The sequence below is a fragment of the Streptomyces parvus genome, from assembly GCF_014648875.1.
In the GTDB taxonomy this organism is placed as follows: Bacteria; Actinomycetota; Actinomycetes; order Streptomycetales; family Streptomycetaceae; genus Streptomyces; species Streptomyces parvus.
Genome location: NZ_BMRY01000013.1, coordinates 68,934 through 86,900, shown reverse-complemented (window position 1 = coordinate 86,900; position 17,967 = coordinate 68,934). Strand labels below are relative to the sequence as shown.

General features: G+C 71.9%; 11 protein-coding genes and 3 pseudogenes. 7 read left to right on the top strand and 7 right to left on the bottom strand.

Annotated elements, in window-relative coordinates; genetic code table 11:
• The first annotated feature begins 19 nt into the window (after positions 1-19).
• Positions 20-1,006, top strand: a complete 987-nt coding sequence (locus IE140_RS30870; protein ID WP_150196252.1) for an ABC transporter substrate-binding protein — start codon at positions 20-22, stop codon at positions 1,004-1,006.
• Positions 1,006-2,778, top strand: coding sequence for a siderophore-interacting protein (locus tag IE140_RS30865; RefSeq protein WP_150196251.1), 1,773 nt, complete (start codon positions 1,006-1,008; stop codon positions 2,776-2,778). Before IE140_RS30870 ends, IE140_RS30865 begins: the two co-directional genes overlap by 1 nt.
• A 45-nt stretch (positions 2,779-2,823) precedes the next feature.
• Here the strand turns inward: IE140_RS30865 and IE140_RS30860 are convergent, their stop codons facing one another.
• Together IE140_RS30860 and IE140_RS30855 are read right to left on the bottom strand one after the other, a co-directional pair.
• A complete protein-coding gene (locus IE140_RS30860; RefSeq protein ID WP_150196250.1) occupies positions 2,824-5,088 on the bottom strand; it encodes a protein kinase domain-containing protein in 2,265 nt (754 codons plus the stop codon).
• Between the two features lie 171 nt (positions 5,089-5,259).
• Complete coding sequence (locus IE140_RS30855) at positions 5,260-6,231, bottom strand: oxygenase MpaB family protein (RefSeq protein WP_109174539.1); 972 nt, start codon at positions 6,229-6,231, stop codon at positions 5,260-5,262.
• Between the two features lie 143 nt (positions 6,232-6,374).
• Between IE140_RS30855 and IE140_RS30850 the strand changes: the two genes are divergently transcribed.
• The 3 genes from IE140_RS30850 to IE140_RS30840 all read left to right on the top strand — a co-directional run bounded on the left by IE140_RS30850 (position 6,375) and on the right by IE140_RS30840 (position 8,572).
• Positions 6,375-6,989, top strand: a complete 615-nt coding sequence (locus IE140_RS30850) for a TetR/AcrR family transcriptional regulator (RefSeq protein WP_093438802.1) — start codon at positions 6,375-6,377, stop codon at positions 6,987-6,989.
• Between the two features lie 112 nt (positions 6,990-7,101).
• On the top strand, positions 7,102-8,451 hold the full coding sequence (locus IE140_RS30845; protein WP_150196249.1) for an OFA family MFS transporter: 1,350 nt from the start codon (positions 7,102-7,104) through the stop codon (positions 8,449-8,451).
• On the top strand, positions 8,420-8,572 hold the full coding sequence (locus IE140_RS30840; protein WP_006122745.1) for an MFS transporter small subunit: 153 nt from the start codon (positions 8,420-8,422) through the stop codon (positions 8,570-8,572). Before IE140_RS30845 ends, IE140_RS30840 begins: the two co-directional genes overlap by 32 nt.
• Before the next feature lie 57 nt (positions 8,573-8,629).
• Here the strand turns inward: IE140_RS30840 and IE140_RS30835 are convergent.
• From IE140_RS30835 to chvE, 5 genes and pseudogenes are all read right to left on the bottom strand, one after another.
• Positions 8,630-10,099 (bottom strand): annotated as a pseudogene (locus tag IE140_RS30835) (acyl-CoA dehydrogenase family protein); the annotation flags it as partial.
• 129 nt (positions 10,100-10,228) lie between these two features.
• Positions 10,229-10,597 (bottom strand): annotated as a pseudogene (locus IE140_RS36705) (acyl-CoA dehydrogenase family protein); the annotation flags it as partial.
• Positions 10,598-10,666: 69 nt separating this feature from the next.
• A complete protein-coding gene (mmsB, locus tag IE140_RS30830) occupies positions 10,667-11,836 on the bottom strand; it encodes a multiple monosaccharide ABC transporter permease (RefSeq protein ID WP_150196247.1) in 1,170 nt (389 codons plus the stop codon).
• A 75-nt stretch (positions 11,837-11,911) separates the two neighbouring features.
• A pseudogene (gene mmsA, locus IE140_RS30825) lies at positions 11,912-13,534 on the bottom strand (multiple monosaccharide ABC transporter ATP-binding protein); the annotation flags it as partial.
• Positions 13,531-14,640 carry a multiple monosaccharide ABC transporter substrate-binding protein gene (gene chvE / locus IE140_RS30820; protein WP_032779930.1) on the bottom strand — a complete coding sequence of 370 codons (1,110 nt, stop codon included), beginning with the start codon at positions 14,638-14,640 and terminating at the stop codon, positions 13,531-13,533. The pseudogene mmsA and the gene chvE, both read right to left, overlap by 4 nt.
• 275 nt (positions 14,641-14,915) lie before the next feature.
• On the opposite strand from chvE, the gene IE140_RS30815 reads away from it, so the two are divergent.
• Both IE140_RS30815 and araB read left to right on the top strand, forming a co-directional pair.
• Positions 14,916-15,962 carry a LacI family DNA-binding transcriptional regulator gene (locus tag IE140_RS30815; protein WP_150196807.1) on the top strand — a complete coding sequence of 349 codons (1,047 nt, stop codon included), beginning with the start codon at positions 14,916-14,918 and terminating at the stop codon, positions 15,960-15,962.
• 227 nt (positions 15,963-16,189) lie between these two features.
• Positions 16,190-17,914 carry a ribulokinase gene (gene araB / locus IE140_RS30810; protein ID WP_150196806.1) on the top strand — a complete coding sequence of 575 codons (1,725 nt, stop codon included), beginning with the start codon at positions 16,190-16,192 and terminating at the stop codon, positions 17,912-17,914.
• The last annotated feature ends 53 nt before the right edge of the window (positions 17,915-17,967 follow it).

Below are 17,967 nucleotides of genomic sequence, written 5' to 3'. Positions count from 1 at the left end.
CCCAGTCTCATGAGGTCCCATGTTTGCTCCTGCCCGTCTTCTCGCCGTCGCGGCCGTCGCCGCGCTGGCCCTCACCGGCTGCTCGGCCTCCGACCCGTCGGGCGACGGGGACAAGACGTCCGCCGCGAAGACCCGAACCGTCACGACCGACTACGGCAAGGTGAAGGTGCCGACCGAGCCGAAGCGGGTGGTCGTGCTGAACCACGCTCTGGCCGGATACCTGTACGACCTCGACGTGCCGGTCACGGCCACGATTCCCGAGGACGCGGAGGGCAAGGGCGAGTTCTCCCCCAACTGGGCGAAGGAGGCGGAGGAGGACGGCACGACGTTCCTGCCGTGGAGCGTCGACGGCTTCGACCTGGAGGCGATCCTCGCCCTCGACCCCGACCTCATCGTCGGCGGCGGCATCGGCTTCCCGCTGTTCCAGGCGGAGAAGGTGTACGACGACCTCTCCGACATCGCCCCCACCGTCCTCGTCGGCAAGAAGCTCGGCGACTGGCGGGCCCAGTTCTCCTTCCTCGCCGACGACGTGTTCGGCAAGCCCGGTGTCTACAAGGAGCACGTGGCCGCCTACGACAAGCGGATCGACGAGGTGAAGCAGGCCATCGAGCCGCCGGCCGGTCCGGTCTCCTTCCTCGCCATCACCGGTGACGGCACCGCCTACGGTCTGGTGGAGAGCGTGGGCCTGCCCACCGAGCTGAAGAAGGTCGGCATCGAGCCGGCCCCGGTCTTCGCCGACGGAGGTTTCAAGGTGTACGGGCAGGGCGGTGACATGTTCGAGCTGTCGACCGAGAAGGTCGGCCAGACGATCACCCAGCCGTCCGTGTTCGTGATGGGCTTCAACGCCGACACGACCGACGTCGCCACGCTGAAGAAGAACCCCGTCTACAAGGCGCTGCCCGCCTTCAAGGCGAACCGCGCCTACGACCTGCCGCACTGGGTGCTGCGCGGTGACTACGACGAGTCGATGGCCCTGCTCGACATCATCGAGAAGCAGTTCTCCTGATGGCCGCCCAGCGCGCGTACACGACGCACCCCCTCGTCCTGCGCCGGGTCACCGTGCGCCGCGTCGAGGAGGTGACCCCGCGGATGCGGCGCGTCGTCCTCGGCGGCGAGGACCTCGCGGCGTTCACCCGCGACGGGATCGGCCATCCGGGCTTCGCCGCACCCGGGTTCGACGACCACGTCAAGCTGATCCTGGCGGCCGACGGGGACGTCCGGGCGGCGCTCCCCGCCCAGTTGCCGCACGGTATCGAGTGGACCCCGGCCGAACACCGGCTGACCCGCGACTACACGCCCCGGCGGGTGGACCTCGACGCGGGAGAGCTCCACCTCGACTTCGTGGTGCACGGCGACGGGCCCGCCGAGTCCTGGTCCGCCGCGGCCCGGGAGGGCGACGAGTTGTGGTTCGTCGGCCCCAAGTCGTCGCTCCGGCTGCCCGAACGGCTGGACTGGATCCAGCTCGTCGGCGACGAGACGGCGCTGCCCGCGATCGGCCGCTTCCTCGACGAACGCCCCCTCGACGTCCCGGCGCACGTCCTGGTGACGGTCTCGGACGACGCGGCACGCCAGGACCTGGCCGTGCGCGACGGCGACACGGTCACCTGGGTCCTCGCGGAGCCGGGTGACGCGGCGGCGCTGGAGTCGGCCGTCCGCGCGCTGCCGGTGCCGCCGGGCGAGGGGTACGTCTGGGCGGCGGCGGAGAGCCGGGCGCTGCTGCCGGTACGCCGGTATCTCCAGCGGGAGCGGAAGCTCCCCAAGGACCGGGTGAACATCACGGGTTACTGGCACCGCGAGGAGCCCGCCGCACCGGTGGCGGAGGCCTCGGCCGAGGCGAGTGCTGCTCCGGCGGCCCCTGCCGGGATCCCGTCGCCGCTGCCGTGGCTGGCCGCCCGGGCCGCGTTGCAGCTAGGCGTGGTGGACGCGGTGGCCGACACCCCGGGGATCTCCGCCGACGCCCTCGCGCACCGGCTGGGCGTGCCCGGTCCGGGGATCGCCGTCCTGCTGCCGCTGCTCGCCGCGTACGACGTGGTCGTCGGCGCCGACGGGAGCGAGCTGCGTCTCGGCGCGGCGGGCGAGGAGCTTCTCGACGACCACGAGCGCGAGGAGTACACCGGCCACGAGGCCGACGTGCTGCTCGCCCTCGCACACCTGGCTCCGGCGCTCCGGGGCGGTACGTCACCGTGGCGGGTCGCCTCGGGCGCCACCCTGCACGACACGGTGGCCCATGACGCGGAGCGTTACGGCGAACTGGTCGAGGAGTGCGAGCAGTTGGTGTTCCTGCTGACCGGGCTGACGGCCGATCCCCTCTGGGAGGGCGTCGGGACCTGCCTCCTGACCGGTCCGGGGAGCGCCTCGATGGCCGCCGCCCTCGACGACGCCGGACGGCGGCCGCGGCTGCGGATCGCGGAGGAGGGCGTACCGGCCGAGGTGCTGCGCGGACACGTTCCGGCGCCGGACCGGATCGACTGGACGGGCGGCCCCGCGGACGTCGCGGTCGCCGCGAAGGCGCTGGCGTACCGCACCGACGAGGAGGCCGTACGGCTCCTCATGCGGCTGGCCGGATGGACGGGCACGGCGGTCCTGGTGGAGGCCTCGCGCCCGGACGGGCTGAGCCCGCACGCGGCCGAGGCAGCGCTGCACGCGTTCACCGCGACCGGCAGCCCGCTGCGCGACTCCGCCGCCATCGCCGCTCTCGCGGAGCGGTCGGGCTGGCGGGTCGAGCGGACCGTCGCACTCGGCTGGGGCGCGGAGGCCACGGTCCTGCGCCGGGACTGACAGCCGCTCCCACGGGGGTGGGGCGGGCGGGGGGAGCCGCCGGGGTCAGCCCGACCTCGGCGGCTTCCGTGCGTCGAAGGCGAAGAGGGTGTTGTCGTCGGCGGCCACGAACAGTGCGCGGCCCGCGACGGTCACGCGGGGGCTCGCGTTCTGCTCCCCCGTCAGCCCGTCGGCCTGCGGGTCCGTCGACCACAATGTCCTTCCGTCGTTCGGCGACAGCGCGACGACCCGGCCGCTGGCCGAGCTGAAGTACACCGCGCCGTCACCAGCGGCGGGCCCCGACGCGCCTTCCACACCGGTCTGCCGCTCCCACTTCTTCCGGCCGGTGGCGGGGTCGAACGCCGTGACGAGACCGGTCTGCCCGCTCAGGTGCACGGTGCCGTCCGCCATGCCGGGCGTGCCGTCGTACACCTTGTCGAACCGGGAGTACGTCACCTTCCCCGAGGCGGGGTCGACGCGGGCCACCCCGTCGTACCCGGCGCGCGCGGTGCCCTCGTAGGACGGGGAGAGGAGTACGAGGGAGCCGTCGGCGTCGCCGACCGGCACGGCGGGTCCTTCGACCCCGATGGGCCTGCCCAGCTCCCCGGAGTCGAGGGCGAGCGTCCGCAGGGTGGGGTTGCGCTGTTCGAGGGCGTCGACCTCCGCGTCGGTCGCGCACATCGCGAGGAGCCTCGGGCCCTCCGGTACGGGCGCGCACTGGGTGCCGGCGGGGAACGGCGCCGTCCAGGCGAGCTTGCCGCTGTGGGCGTCCCGGGCCTCGAAGCGGGAGTTGGAGGCGTCGACGGTCACCACGGTGGAGCCGGTCACCACGGCATCCCGGGTCCGGCCGGTGACGGCCGTCGACTGGGCGCCGGACGGCGTGGACCACAGTTCCTCGCCGCTGTCCGCGTCGAGGGCCACGACCTCCTGGGGAGGGCCCTGCGGGGCGTCCTGGTCGGCGATGCGGTAGCCGATCACGGTGTCGTCGGTGGCGCCCACCAGGTGCATGCCCTGGACCGGGATGCCGGGGCTCTTCGCGGTCCACACCCGCGATCCGTCCGCGGGGTTCACCCGGGTCGCGATGACGCCGCCGCCCCCGCAGAACAGCGCGTCGTCGCGTGCGACGCAGCGCAGTTCGTCGGGGATGTCCTCGCGGCCGCCGGGCACGGTCGTCCGCCACGCCCCGAAGCCGTCCGGGAGGGTGCCGCCCGGTGCGGCGGCGCTCCGGCCCGCGTCCGTGCCCCGGCCGTCGGTGCCGCCGCCGTTCCCGTCGGCGCCGTTCGTCGTCAGCGCGGCGACTCCCCCGCCGATCGCCGCCACCGCGACCGCCGCGGCGAGGACGGGCCGCCACCGGCGCCGCAGACGGCCGCCGATCGCGGTGCCGGTGCTCCCCGAGTCGGAGCGGGCAGGGGCAGCCGGTGGGGGCGTGGTCGGCGGCGGGGTGTCCGGTGTCATGAGGTGGTGCTGGGTGAGCATGTCGCGGGTCCGGCCCGCGCCCGGCCCGCCGGTGGCGGTGCCGCCCAGGTCGGATGGCAGATCGCGCAGCAGCACGAGGAGTTCGTCCACCGAGGGACGCCGCTCGGGATCCTTGTCCAGGCACGGCTCGACGACCGCCCGCAGGGCGTCCGGCACGGCGCCCAACGACGGCTCCTCGTGCACCACTTGGTAGGCCGTGATGTAGGGGCTGTCCGCGTCGAAGGGCCCGTGGCCCGTCGCCGCGTACACCAGGAGCGTCCCCAGCGAGAAGACGTCGGAGCGCGGCCCCACGCCGCGCGGCGCCTGCAACTGCTCGGGCGACATGAAGGGCGGCGTGCCGATGACCCGCCCGGTCATCGTCAGCGTCTGCTGGTCCACGGCGCGCGAGATGCCGAAGTCGATGACGCGGGGGCCCTCGGCCGAGAGGACGACGTTCGAGGGCTTCAGATCGCGGTGGACGACTCCCACCCGGTGGATGTCGCGCAGCGCCTCCGCGAGGCCGATGGCGAGCCTCCGCAGCTCCGCCCCGTTCAGGGGGCCCTCGTCGGTGATGCGCTGGGCGAGCGTGGGCCCCTCGATGTAGGTCGTCGCCATCCAGGGCTGGTCGGCCTCGGGGGCGGCGTCGACCACGGCGGCGGTGAACGCTCCGCTCACCCGCCGTGCGGCGGCCACCTCCTGCCGGAACCGGATACGGAATTCGTCGTCACCCGCGAACTGCTGGTGGATCAGCTTGATCGCGACGGGCCGGCCGGAGCTCGTCCGGGCCAGGAAGACCGTGCCCATGCCACCCGAACCGAGCCGTTCCTCCAGCGGATAACCGCCGATCTCGGCTGGATCACCTCCGCGCAGCGACACTCTCCCCGACCTCCCGTCCCCCGTGCGTCCGTCTCCACCACCACGGGCCTGCTCATCTGTGCTGCACACAAACTAGCCGCAGGGCGGTAGGGCGGAGCAAAGCGGGTGACCGACGGGAGCGGGACGCGGTGCTGTGAGTCGCGGGGGGCCGGCGCTCGGCACGCGGTGCTGTCAGTCGCGGGGGCCGGTCCTCGGCACGTAGTGCTGCGGGAGCCCGCGCCGTTCCCCTGGCGGCAGGTTCCGGGCCGGTGTCTCCACCGGGAACGGCGCGGACCTGCCGCGCTCGCGGTCCCAGCCCGCCCGGGCGCGCGGGTGGTAGCGATGCCGCTCGGGGACATACCGCCAGGCGTGGTGCACCGACCGGCCCAGCAGACACAGCAGACGTTCGTCGTGGGGCGTCCAGCGCAGCCCCAGGCGGTCCCGGACAGCCTGCGGATACAGGCCGACCGTGATCCACAGGGTCAGCCGGACGAGCGGGACGCGGGCGAGGGCCCACAGCGGCGACGGCAGCCACCGCAGGAGGGGCGGCCGGGCGATACGGCGCATGTTCAGGACGTCCCGGGTCGGCCGGTTGTCCTCCAGGACGTCGGCGCACATGTGGTCCCAGTACCGCTGGAACTCCTCCCAGCTGCCGGGGACCGGTTTCATCGAGAGGCCGTACAGCGCGTACCAGCGGACGTGCTCGTCGAAGAGCGTGTGCCGCTGCGCCTCGGTGAGGCCGCCACCGAAACGCTCGGCGACGTGCACGGTCAGCATGAAGAACGTGGCGTGCGCCCAGTAGAACGTGCCCGGGTTGAGCGCGTGGTAGGGGCGGCCGTGCGCGTCGGTCCCGCTGATCGCGGCGTGGTAGCCGCGCACCTCGCGGGCCGTACGGGCGGCGAGCGGGCCGTCGTAGACCACGCCCCCGATCGGGTAGAGCGAGCGGAACAGGCGCTCCCAGCGCTCCTCGAAGAAGCGCGAGTGCTCGGCGACGCCCGCGCCCAGCTCGGGGTGCATGTTCTGCATCGATCCGGCCCAGGGGGCGAGGAGGAGGCCCCTCCAGTCGCCGAACCAGCGCCAGGTGAGGGAGTCGGGTCCGAGCGGTTCGGGGGTTCCCGGGCCGGTCGGGTGGGATCCGTGCGGTCCGTGCGGTGACGCTGTCACGTGTACCTCCGCTGGGGTTCTCCGTTGCGAGGTCGTGGAGAGCAATCTGATGACACCTGTCCTCAGGTTAAAATGTGCGGACACCTGTCGTCAATTGCGCGGACAGCACTCGACTACGCGAACAGAACACGGGGGAACCGGAGTTGACGGAACGGAGCTGGGGCGGCACCAAGCTCGCCGATCGTCGCGCCACTCGCCGGCAGACCCTGCTGGACGTCGCCGAGCGCCTGGCCGGCGAGGAGGGGTGCGCGGCCGTCACGGTCCGGTCCGTCTGCCGTGAGGCGCGCCTGACGGACCGCTATTTCTACGAGAGCTTCACCGGCCGCGACGACCTGCTCCTCGCCGCCTTCGAGCGGGTCGCCGACGAGGCGCGGAGCGCGCTGGAGGGAGCGGTGGCGACCGGCGGCCCGCAGCGCGAGGTCCGGGCCCGCGCCGCCGTCTCCGCCTTCGTCGCCCTGGTCCTGGACGCGCCGCACAAGGGCCGCCTGCTACTCCTGGAGCCCTTCGCCGACCCGGTGCTCGGGGCCCGCAGCCACCTGCTCATGCCGGCGTTCACCGACCTCGTCGGCGGCCAGCTCGCCGGTACGGGGGACGGCATCGACCGCCGTCTGGCCGCGCACGCCCTCGTCGGCGGCCTGGCGAACCTCTTCGCGGGGTGGCTGCACGGCACGCTCGACGTACCGCGCGAGCGACTGGAGGCGCACTGCGTGGAGCTGGTGCTCACGGCGACGACGTCCGCGCCCGCGCCCGGTAAGTAGCCACCCTCGCCAGGCTTCACCGGCACGCGCCGCCATCACGCGAATCGAACAAGGTGAAAGTTTAACCAACAGTCTTCTCAACAGGATCACCCGTCACTACGGTGAGGGACCCATGAGTCCCCCCATCGCCCCCGTGGGCTGGAGTCGCTGGCTGGCACCGCCCGCCGCCCTCTCGATCCACCTCTCCATCGGCCAGGCCTACGCCTGGTCCGTGTTCAAGCCACCGCTGGAGGACGCGCTCGGCCTCAGCGGCACGCAGAGCGCCCTGCCCTTCCAGCTCGGCATCGTCATGCTCGGCCTCTCCGCCGCTTTCGGCGGCACACTCGTCGAGCGGCGCGGGCCCCGATGGGCCATGACCGTCGCCCTCGTCTGCTTCTCCTCCGGCTTCCTGATCTCCGCGCTCGGCGCGGCGACCCAGCAGTTCTGGCTGATCGTCCTGGGGTACGGCTTCGTCGGGGGCATCGGTCTCGGCATCGGCTACATCTCTCCCGTGTCGACGCTCATCAAGTGGTTCCCCGACCGCCCGGGCATGGCCACGGGCATCGCCATCATGGGGTTCGGCGGCGGTGCGCTGATCGCCTCGCCCTGGTCGGCGCAGATGCTGGAGTCCTTCGGCAGCGACAGCAAGGGCATCGCCCTGGCCTTCCTGGTGCACGGACTGTCCTACTCCGTCTTCATGCTGCTCGGTGTCCTGCTGGTACGGGTGCCGCGCCCGCGTACGGAGGAGCAGCGGGCCGACGGCGGCCCCGCCACAGCCGTCGGGCCGCAGGTGTCGGCGCGTCAGGCGCTGCGTACTCCGCAGTTCTGGCTGCTGTGGGTCGTGCTCTGCATGAACGTGACGGCCGGCATCGGCATCCTGGAGAAGGCCGCGCCGATGATCACGGACTTCTTCGCGGACACCTCGACGCCCGTGTCGGTGACGGCGGCCGCCGGGTTCGTCGCCCTGCTGTCCGCGGCCAACATGGCCGGCCGGATCGGCTGGTCCTCGACCTCCGACCTGATCGGGCGCAAGAACATCTACCGTGTCTATCTCGGTGCGGGCACACTCATGTACGCGCTCATCGCCCTGGTGGGGGACTCGTCCAAGCCGCTGTTCGTGCTGTGCGCGCTGGTCATCCTCTCCTTCTACGGCGGTGGCTTCGCGACGATCCCCGCCTATCTGAAGGACCTGTTCGGTACGTACCAGGTGGGCGCGATCCACGGCCGTCTGCTCACCGCCTGGTCCACGGCCGGGGTCCTCGGGCCGCTCATCGTGAACTGGATCGCCGACCGGCAGGAGGAGGCCGGGAAGGACGGCGCGGATCTGTACGGGACGTCCCTGCTCATCATGATGGCCCTGCTCGTCGTCGGCTTCGTGGCCAACGAACTGGTCCGCCCGGTCCACCCGTCCCACCACCTCGCCGCCGTCACCGCGCAGAAGGGAGCGCCCGATGTCCGACAGCAGCAGTCAGAGTCCGCCTGACGTCTCCGCGGGGAAGGACCGGCGGCCGCTGATCGCCTTCACCTGGGTGTGGGTGGGCGCCCCGCTCGCCTACGGGCTGTACGAACTGATCCGCAAGGCCACCCAGTTGTTCACCGGCTGACGGACTACCGGCCGACCCCGGACCAGACGGGCCCGGGGTCGCGGCCACCGCCGGGGTTCAGGCCCCGCCCACCAGGTCCGGGGCGCGCAGCATGGCGTCCGGAATCCCCCAGGCGTCGACGAGTTCGCCGGCCAGGGGCCGGATCTTGCGGCAGAGGTCGTTCACCTCGCGGGTGATCGCCTTGGAGCGCTGGACGGTCAGCCGGCCGTGCTCCATGAACCAGGCGCGGTCCGCCTCGATCGTCGACAGGGCGTACAGGTCGCACAGCAGGCCGAGGGCGACCTTGTTGCCGCCGTCGGGCAGCGTACGCGTCTTCTCGACGAACGCCTCCAGCACCAGCCGCTCCATATGGGCGCGGGCGACGGCGATGACATGGTCCTGCACCTCGGAGAAGACCGCCCCCGGATCGCGCTTGCGGTCGATGCCGCTCTTGAGCCTGCGGGCCACCCCGGCGAGCATGTGCTCCTCCCGGTAGCGGACCATGGCGAGCTGGTACTCCGAGTCGAGCAGACCGGCTTCCTGGTCCCACTCGTCGCCGCCCGGCAGCAGATCGCGGACCCGTTCGAGCAGCTTGTGGGCCGATGTCTTCTCGATGACCGTCTCGACGGCGAGGTTGGTGACGTAGCGGACCATGCCCAGTTGGTCCAGGTCCTCGAACTCGCTCGCGTAGTCGGTGAGCAGGCCCTTGGCGACGAGCTGGAGCAGGACGTGGTTGTCGCCCTCGAAGGTGGTGAAGATGTCGCTGTCGGCCTTGAGCGCGGCGAACCGGTTGACGGCGAGATAGCCCGCGCCGCCGCACGCCTCGCGGCACTCCTGGATCGCCTGGGTGGCGTGCCAGGTGGCGAGCGCCTTGGTTCCGGCGGCCCTGGCCTCCAGCAGGCGTCGTGCCTGCGCGTCGTCCTCCAGATCGGAGAAGACGTCGTGCAGCTGGGTGCGGACGACGTCCTGGGCGAAGTGCAGTGCGTACGTACGGGCGATGAGCGGCAGCAGACGCCGCTGGTGCAGCCCGTAGTCGAGGAGCAACTGCTCCTCCCCCTCGGGGCCGGCCGCGAACTGCCGTCGCCGCAAGGCGTACTTCGTGGCGATCGTGAGGGCGACCTTGGCGGCGTTGACCCCGGCGCCGCCGACGCTGACCCGGCCCTGCACCAGGGTGCCGAGCATGGTGAAGAAGCGGCGGTGGGGGTTGTCGATCGTGCTCTCGTAGACGCCTTCGGGGGTGACGTCGGCGAAGCGGTTGAGCAGCGCCTCGCGGTCCACCCGCACACCGTCGAACCGGATGCGCCCGTTGTCGACGCCGTTGAGGCCCATCTTGCGGCCGTCGTCCTCGATGTGGACCCCGGGTGCCGCCTCGCCGCCGGCCCGGATCGGCACGACGAACGCGTGCACCCCACGGGACTCGCCACCCACCTCCAACTGTGCGAAGACGACCGCCAGTTCGCCGTGGCGGGCCGCGTTGCCGATGTAGTCCTTGCGCGCCTGGTCGCCCTCGGTGGTGATGACGAACTGCTGGGCGCCGGCGTCGTAGCGCGCGACGGTGCCGAGCGCCTGGACGTTGGAGCCGTGCCCGGTCTCCGTCATCGCGAAGCAGCCCATCAGCTCCCCGGTGACCAGGGCGGGGAGATAGGTGTCGTGGTGGCGCTCGGTGCCCAGATGCAGGATCGCGCCGCCGAAGAGCCCGAACTGCACACCGACCTTGACCAGCACCGACAGATCGCCGAAGGCGAGCGTCTCGAACGCGGCGATCGAGGCCCCGACGTCGCCGCCACCGCCGTACCGCTTCGGGAAGCCCATGCCGGTCTGGCCCGTCGCCGCCATCTCGACCACGAGGTCGCGCACCCGCTCGCGGAACGCGTCGATGCCGAGCTCGTCGGCCTCGACCAGCACCGAGGCGTGCGTCACCAGATTGGCCCGGACCAGGTCACGGACCTCGGCGTACTCGCCGTCGAGCACCTCGGTCAGCACCCGGACGTCGATCTCCGGCTGTACGTACCCGCCGGTCGCGGGCGATGTTCTGTCAGTGGTCATACCGATTCGCTACCCCGCGCGGACACGATCAAGCAGTCGACTGCCCCGGTCGGCCCTGCCCGGCCCTGGTCAGGAGCCCGCCCGGCGCTTGTTCCAGACGTCGAAGCCGACCGCGGCCAGCAGCGCCAGGCCCTTGATCACCTGCTGCCAGTCGGTGCCGATGCCCACCAGGTTCATCCCGTTGTTGAGGACCCCGAGGACCAGCCCGCCGATGACGGCGCCCAGCACGGTGCCCACACCGCCGCTCATCGAGGCCCCTCCGATGAAGGCCGCGGCGATGGCCTCCAGCTCGAAGTTGATGCCCGCCTTCGGCGAGGCCGCGTTGAACCGCGCCGCGAACACCAGCCCGGCCAGGGCCGCCAGCATCCCCATGTTCAGGAAGACCGCGAAGGTCACCTTGCGGTCCTTGACGCCCGACAGCTTGGCCGCGGGCAGGTTGCCGCCGATGGCGTACACGTGCCGTCCGACGACCACGTTGCGCATCACGTACCCGAAGCAGACCAGCAGGACCGCGAGGACGATCAGGACGACCGGCGCGCCCTTGTAGCTGGCGAGCAGGAGCGTGGCCACCGTGATGGCGGCGACCAGGGCGACGAGCTTCAGGACGAACAGGTTCTTCGGCAGGGGCGCCAGGTCGAACTCCGTCTGCCGGGCGCGGTTGCGGATCTCCTGGCCGACCACCAGGGCGATCACTCCGAGCCCGAGCAGCAGGGTCAGGTTGTGGTAGTTGGTGACGGGGCCGACCTCCGGCAGGAAGCCGTTCGCCACCTTCTGCAGCCCCTCGGGGAAGGGGCCCAGGGTCTGTCCCTGGAGGAAGATCTCCGTCAGCCCCCGAAACAGCAGCATGCCGGCCAGCGTGACGATGAACGAGGGGATGCCGACGTACGCGATGAAGAAGCCCTGGACCGCCCCCGCCGCCGCGCCGATGAGGAGGGTCACCACCACGGCGACGGGCCAGGCGAGCCGGTGCTCCACCATCAGCACCGCCGCGACCGCGCCCACCAGGGCCGTCAGCGAGCCCACGGAGAGGTCGATGTGGCCGGAGATGATGACGATCATCATGCCGATGGCGAGGATCAGGATGTAGCTGTTCTGCAGGACGAGGTTGGAGACGTTGCGCGGCAGGAGCAGGTCGCCGCCCGTCCAGACCTGGAAGAGCAGCACGATGAGTCCCAGCGCGAACAGCATCCCGTACTGCCGGGTGTTGCGCCGGACGTTCTCCACCAGCAGGCGCGCCACTGCCGGGGCGGCCCCGCGTGATCCCGGGTCCGCGGCGGCCGGAGGGGTGGGGCTGAGGTCAGGCTCATCGGTGAGTCCTTCGTGGGGTGTGGGGTGCCGGGGCGCGGGGACGGCGGGGTCGTGCGTCATGTACCGCATCAGCAGCTCCTGGTCGGCCTCGGCGCGGGAGCTCTCGCCGGTGATCCGGCCGGCCGCCATCGTGTAGACGCGGTCGCACATGCCGAGGAGTTCGGGCAGCTCGGACGAGATCATCAGGACGGCCTTGCCCTCGGCGGCGAGCCGGTCGATCACCGTGTAGATCTCGTACTTGGCGCCGACGTCGACGCCCCGGGTCGGTTCGTCCAGGATGAGGACCTCGGGCCCGGCGAGGATCCACTTGCTGAGGACGACCTTCTGCTGGTTGCCGCCGGAGAGCCGGCCCACCTGCTCGAAGACCGTGCGGGCCCGGATGTTCATGGTGCGGCGGAACTCCTCGGCGACGACGCGCTCCTGGTGGGCGTCGACCACCCCGCGCCGGGCCAGCCGGGACAGCGAGGCGAGGGAGATGTTCCGGCTGACGGAGTCCTGGAGGTCGAGTCCGTAGTGCTTGCGGTCCTCCGTCACATAGGCGATGCCCGCGTCCACGGCCTCCGGCACGGTACGGGTCCGGGCCTCGGCCCCGTCCCTGAGCACCGTCCCGGAGAGGTACCGCCCGTAGGAGCGGCCGAATACGCTCATGGCGAGTTCGGTGCGGCCGGCGCCCATCAGCCCGGCGATGCCGACGATCTCGCCGCGCTCCACCCGCAGCGACACCCCGTCGACGACCTTGCGCTGATGGTCGACGGGGTGGCCCACGGTCCAGTCGCGGATCTCCAGGGCCGGGGCGGGGGCGGGCGGCGCGGCGCAGGGGGTGCGGTCGGGGAAGCGGCTGTCGAGGCTCCGGCCCACCATGGAGCGGATGATGCGCTCCTCCGTGGTCCCCGGGTCCTTCAGGTCGAGGGTCTCCACCGTGCGGCCGTCGCGGAGGACGGTGACGGAGTCGGCGACCTGGGCGATCTCGCCCAGCTTGTGCGAGATGATGATGGAGGTGATGCCCTGGTTCTTCAGTTCGCCGATGAGCCGGAGCAGTTGGGCGCTGTCCTCGTCGTTCAGCGCGGCGGTCGGCTCGTCGAGGATCAGCAGTCCGACGTCCTTGGCCAGCGCCTTGGCGATCTCGACCAGTTGCTGTTTGCTCACCCCGATGTCGGCGACCCGGGTCTGCGGATGCTCGTCGAGACCCACGCGGCGCAGGAGTTCGGCGGCCCGGCGCAGGGTCGCCGGCCAGGCGATGACGCCGCGGCGGGCGGGCTCGTGGCCGAGGAAGATGTTCTCGGCGATCGAGAGCTGGGGGACGAGGGCCAGCTCCTGATGGATGATCACGATGCCGGACCGTTCGCTGGCGCGGATGTCGCGGAACCGGCACTCCTCCCCCTCGTAGCGGATCTCTCCCTCGTAACTGCCGTGCGGGTGGACGCCGGAGAGGACCTTCATCAGCGTGGACTTGCCCGCGCCGTTCTCGCCGCACAGCGCGTGGACCTCGCCTCGGCGCACGCGCAGGTTCACCTCGCTCAGCGCCTTCACGCCGGGGAACGTCTTGCTGATGGACCGCATGTCGAGCACGAGGCCGCCGGCCGCGTCCCGCTCCGGGCCCGGGCCGGTGGTCGGGGCCTTGGGTGTCACCGCAGGTCCTCGGCCTTCAGGTAGCCCGAGTCGACGAGCACGGACCGGTAGTTGGACTTGTCCACGCTGACCGGCGGCAGCAGGTGCGCGGGGACGACCTTCTTCCCGTTGTCGTACGTCGTGGTGTCGTTGGTCTCCGGCTTCTCGCCGTCCAGGACCGCTCCGACCATGTCGGAGGCCACCTGGGCGAGGGCTCGGGTGTCCTTGTAGACGGTCTGGGTCTGCTCGCCCGCGATGATCGACTTCACGGAGGCGGCCTCCGCGTCCTGGCCGGTGACGACCGGCAGGGGCTTGGCGGAGCTGCCGTAGTCGTCGGACTTGAGAGCCGAGAGGATGCCGATGGAGATGCCGTCGTACGGGGAGAGGACGGCGTCGACCCGGGCGCTGGAGTACGTGGAGGTGAGCAGGTCGTCCATCCGCTTCTGGGCGGTGCCGCCGTCCCAGCGCAGGGTGGTGACCTGGTTGAGGCGGGTCTGGCCGGAGCGGACGACGAGGCGCTTGTCGTCGATGTAGGGCTTCAGCACCTTCATGGCGCCGTTGAAGAAGTACTTGGTGTTGTTGTCGTCGTTCGACCCCGCGAACAGCTCGATGTTGAAGGGGCCCTCGTCCGGCCGGTCCTTCAGTTCGAGCTTGTCGACGATGTAGCCGGCCTGGAGCTCCCCGACCTTCTCGTTGTCGAAGGAGGCGTAGTAGTCGACGTGGTCGGAGCCGAGGATCAGCCGGTCGTAGGAGATGACGGGGATGTCGGCGTCGGCGGCCTGCTGGAGGACGTTGGAGAGGGCCTCGCCGTTGATCGCGGCGATGACCAGGGCGTCCACCCCCTGGGTGATCATGTTCTCGATCTGGGAGACCTGCTGGTCGGGGTCGTCCTCGCCGTACTGGAGGGTGGTCCGGAAGCCCGCCTTCTTCAGGCTGGCCGTCATGTTCCTGCCGTCGGCTATCCAGCGTTCGGACGACTTGGTCGGCATCGCGATGCCGATGGTCCGGGCGTCGTCGCCGGACTTCTCGCGGCTTCCGCCCTCGCTGTTCTGGCCGCAGGCGGTCAGCAGCAGGGCGCACGCGGTCGCGGTGGCGAGGAGCGGAAGGGCGGCTCGTCGGTTCGTCATGGTCGTTACCTGGCATTCCCGTCGTTGGGGCGGCTCTGGGGGCAGGCCGTCGGGGCGGCTCCGGGCAGGGTCGAGAAGCCGGCGGGCCCCGTCGTCGCGGGCTACGGGCACCCGCCGACAGGGGAACCGCCCACCGGCCACTGGATTGTTAGCGCTCACACACGGTGGGGGCAAGAGGCGTTAAGCTGTTTCTCGAATTCGAGGTGGGCCCGTCGCCCTCGCGGGGCGCCCCGCGACCGGGCCGGGCCGCGGCCGTCGTCCGGAGGAAGCAAGGCATGATCCGCCCCACGGAGGCCCTCCGCCCACCGACGATGGCCGACGTCGCCCGGGAGGCGGGCGTCTCCCACCAGACCGTTTCCCGGGTGCTCAGCGGCCACCCCAACGTCCGGGCCACCACCCGCGAGCAGGTGACGGCCGCGATCGAACGGCTCGGATACCGCCGCAACTCCGCGGCCCGGGCGCTGGTCACCCGGCGTTCGCGGACGATCGGCGTCATCGCGGTCGACCCGACGCTCTACGGCCCCGCGAGCACCCTGGCCGGCCTGCAGGAAGCAGCGCGCGACGAGGGGTACCTGGTCTCGACCGTGACCCTGCGCAGCGGCGGCGGCCACGCGCTGGAGGACGCGCTCGACCATCTGGCGGCCTGGGGTGTCGAGGGCGCTGTCGCCATCACCCCCCAGCGCTCCAGCGTGCAGGCGCTGGCCCGGCTGGCCCCGCCCTTCCCCGTCGTCACGGTGGAGGGCAGCCACGGGCTCGACATCCCCGGCGTCTCCCTGGACCAGGAGCTCGGCGCCCGTCTCGTCACCGAACACCTCCTGGCCACCGGCCACGAGACGGTCTGGCACGTGGCGGGGCCCGAGGACTGGCTGGAGAGCGCCGCGCGCACCGAGGGCTGGCGCGCCGTGCTGGAGGAGCACGGGATCCGACCGCCGCGCGTGCTGCGGGGCGACTGGAGCCCGCTGTCCGGCTACCACGCGGGGCAGGAGCTGGCGGGGCTGGCCCTGGCGGGGCGGGGCGCGGCCCCGGTGACGGCGGCCTTCGTCGCCAACGACCAGATGGCGCTGGGGGTTCTGCGCGCGCTGCGGGAGGCGGGGATCCGTACCCCGCGGCAGGTGGCGGTCGCGGGTTTCGACGACATCCCGGAGGCGGGGTTCTTCCCTCCCCCGCTGACGACCGTGCGCCAGGACTTCACGGCCATCGGCCGCCGGAGCATCCAGCTGCTGTTGGAGCACATCGAGGGCACCGCGTCCGGCGTGGAGCACATCGTGGTGGAGCCGCAGCTCATCGTCCGGGCGAGCACCCGGTCGCAGGACGGCGCCTGAGCAGGGCGCCGCCCCTCGATCCGTACGACTCGCGCATCGATCCGCACGACTCGCGAACCCGGGAGTCCGTCCGCACGCCACCCCGGAATCCGTACGGTATGCCCCCGGAAGTCCCGGCTCACGCCACTCCGAAAGCCCGGGCCTCTTGCCTCCAGTGATTGTTAGCGCTAACAATCAGGGGGCGGTGACGCTCCCCGCACCCACTCCCGCAGCAGAGAGTCTCGCTCGTGACCCCTCAGCCCGATTCCCCCGGCATCCCTCCCGGCGGCCCTCTCGACGGCCGGCCCGACGCCTGCACGGTCGGCGTCGACTTCGGCACGCTCTCGGCGCGTGCCGTCGTGGTCCGCGTCCGCGACGGTGCGGAACTCGGCTCCGCCGTGCACACCTACCGCAACGGCGTCATCGACCGGAGCCTCCCGGGCTCGGACACCCCCCTGCCCCCGGACTGGGCCCTCCAGGACCCGCGCGACTGGCGGGAGGCTCTCCGTACCGCCGTACCCGAAGCGCTCGCGGCGGCGGGCGTCGACCCCTCCCACATCATCGGGATCGGCACCGACTTCACCTCCTGCACGGTGCTGCCGACCACGTCCGACGGCGTTCCGCTGGCCGAGCAGCCCGCCTGGGAGGACCGACCGCACGCCTGGCCGAAACTCTGGAAGCACCACGCCGCCCAGGACCAGGCCGACCGCATCAACGCCCTGGCGCACCAGCGGGGCGAGCCCTGGATCCGGCGGTACGGCGGCCGGATCTCCGCCGAATGGCAGTACGCGAAGGCGCTCCAGGTGCTCGAAGAGGATCCGCCGGTGTACGCCGCCTGCGCCCGCTGGATCGAGGCGGCCGACTGGATCGTCTGGCAGCTGACCGGCGCCGAGTCGCGCAACTCCTGCACCGCGGGCTACAAGGGCATCCACCAGGACGGCTCCTACCCCTCCCCCGCGTATCTCGCCGGACTCCACCCGGACTTCGCCGACTTCCCCGCCACCCGCCTGGAACACCCGCTGCTCCCGCTCGGCTCGTGCGCCGGAACCGTGACCGCCGAAGCGGCGGCCCTGACCGGGCTCAGGCCGGGGACCCCGGTCGCGGTGGGGAACGTGGACGCCCACGTCACGGCGCCGGCGGCCGGGGCGGTGGAGAACGGGCACCTGCTCGCCATCATGGGCACCTCCACCTGCCATGTCGTCAACAGCGACGAGTTGGCCGACGTACCCGGTGTCTGCGGGGTGGTCGACGGGGGCATCGTGGCGGGCGCGTACGGCTACGAGGCCGGGCAGAGCGGGGTGGGCGACATCTTCGCCTGGTGGCTGCGGCAGGGCGTGCCCGACGACTACCGCGCCGCGGCGGAGGCCGCCGGTGAGGATCTGCACGAGCATCTGTCCCGGATCGGCGGACGGCAGCCGGTCGGGGCGCACGGCCTGGTCGCGCTCGACTGGATGAACGGCAACCGCTCCACCCTCGTCGACCACCACCTCTCCGGAGTCCTGGTCGGCCTCACGCTCGACACCCGCCCCGAGGACGTCTACCGCGCCCTGCTGGAGGCGACCGCCTTCGGCACCCGCGTCATCATCGAGACCCTGGAGGAACACGGGGTGCCTGTCACGGAGTTCATCGTGGCGGGCGGCCTCAAGAAGAACCCGCTGCTCATGCGGATCTACGCCGACGTCCTGCGCCGCCCCGTGTCGCTCGCCACGTCCGACCAGGGCCCCGCGCTCGGTTCGGCGATCCACGCGGCGGTGGCGGCCGGGGCCTACCCGGGCGTTCGGGCGGCCGCCGCCCATATGGGCGGCGTCGAGCGGAACGCGTATCTCCCCGACCCGGACAACGCCGACGTCTACGACGAACTCTTCGCCGAATACCGCGCGCTGCACGACCACTTCGGCGCCGGCGGCGACCTTCTGCTGCACCGGCTGCGCAGGCTCCGCAACCGTGCCAGGGCCCGCCGGGCCGGGTCCTGACACCCGTCGCGCGCCCCGAGCGCACCGCACAGCCACAGAGCCCCGGAGCCGCA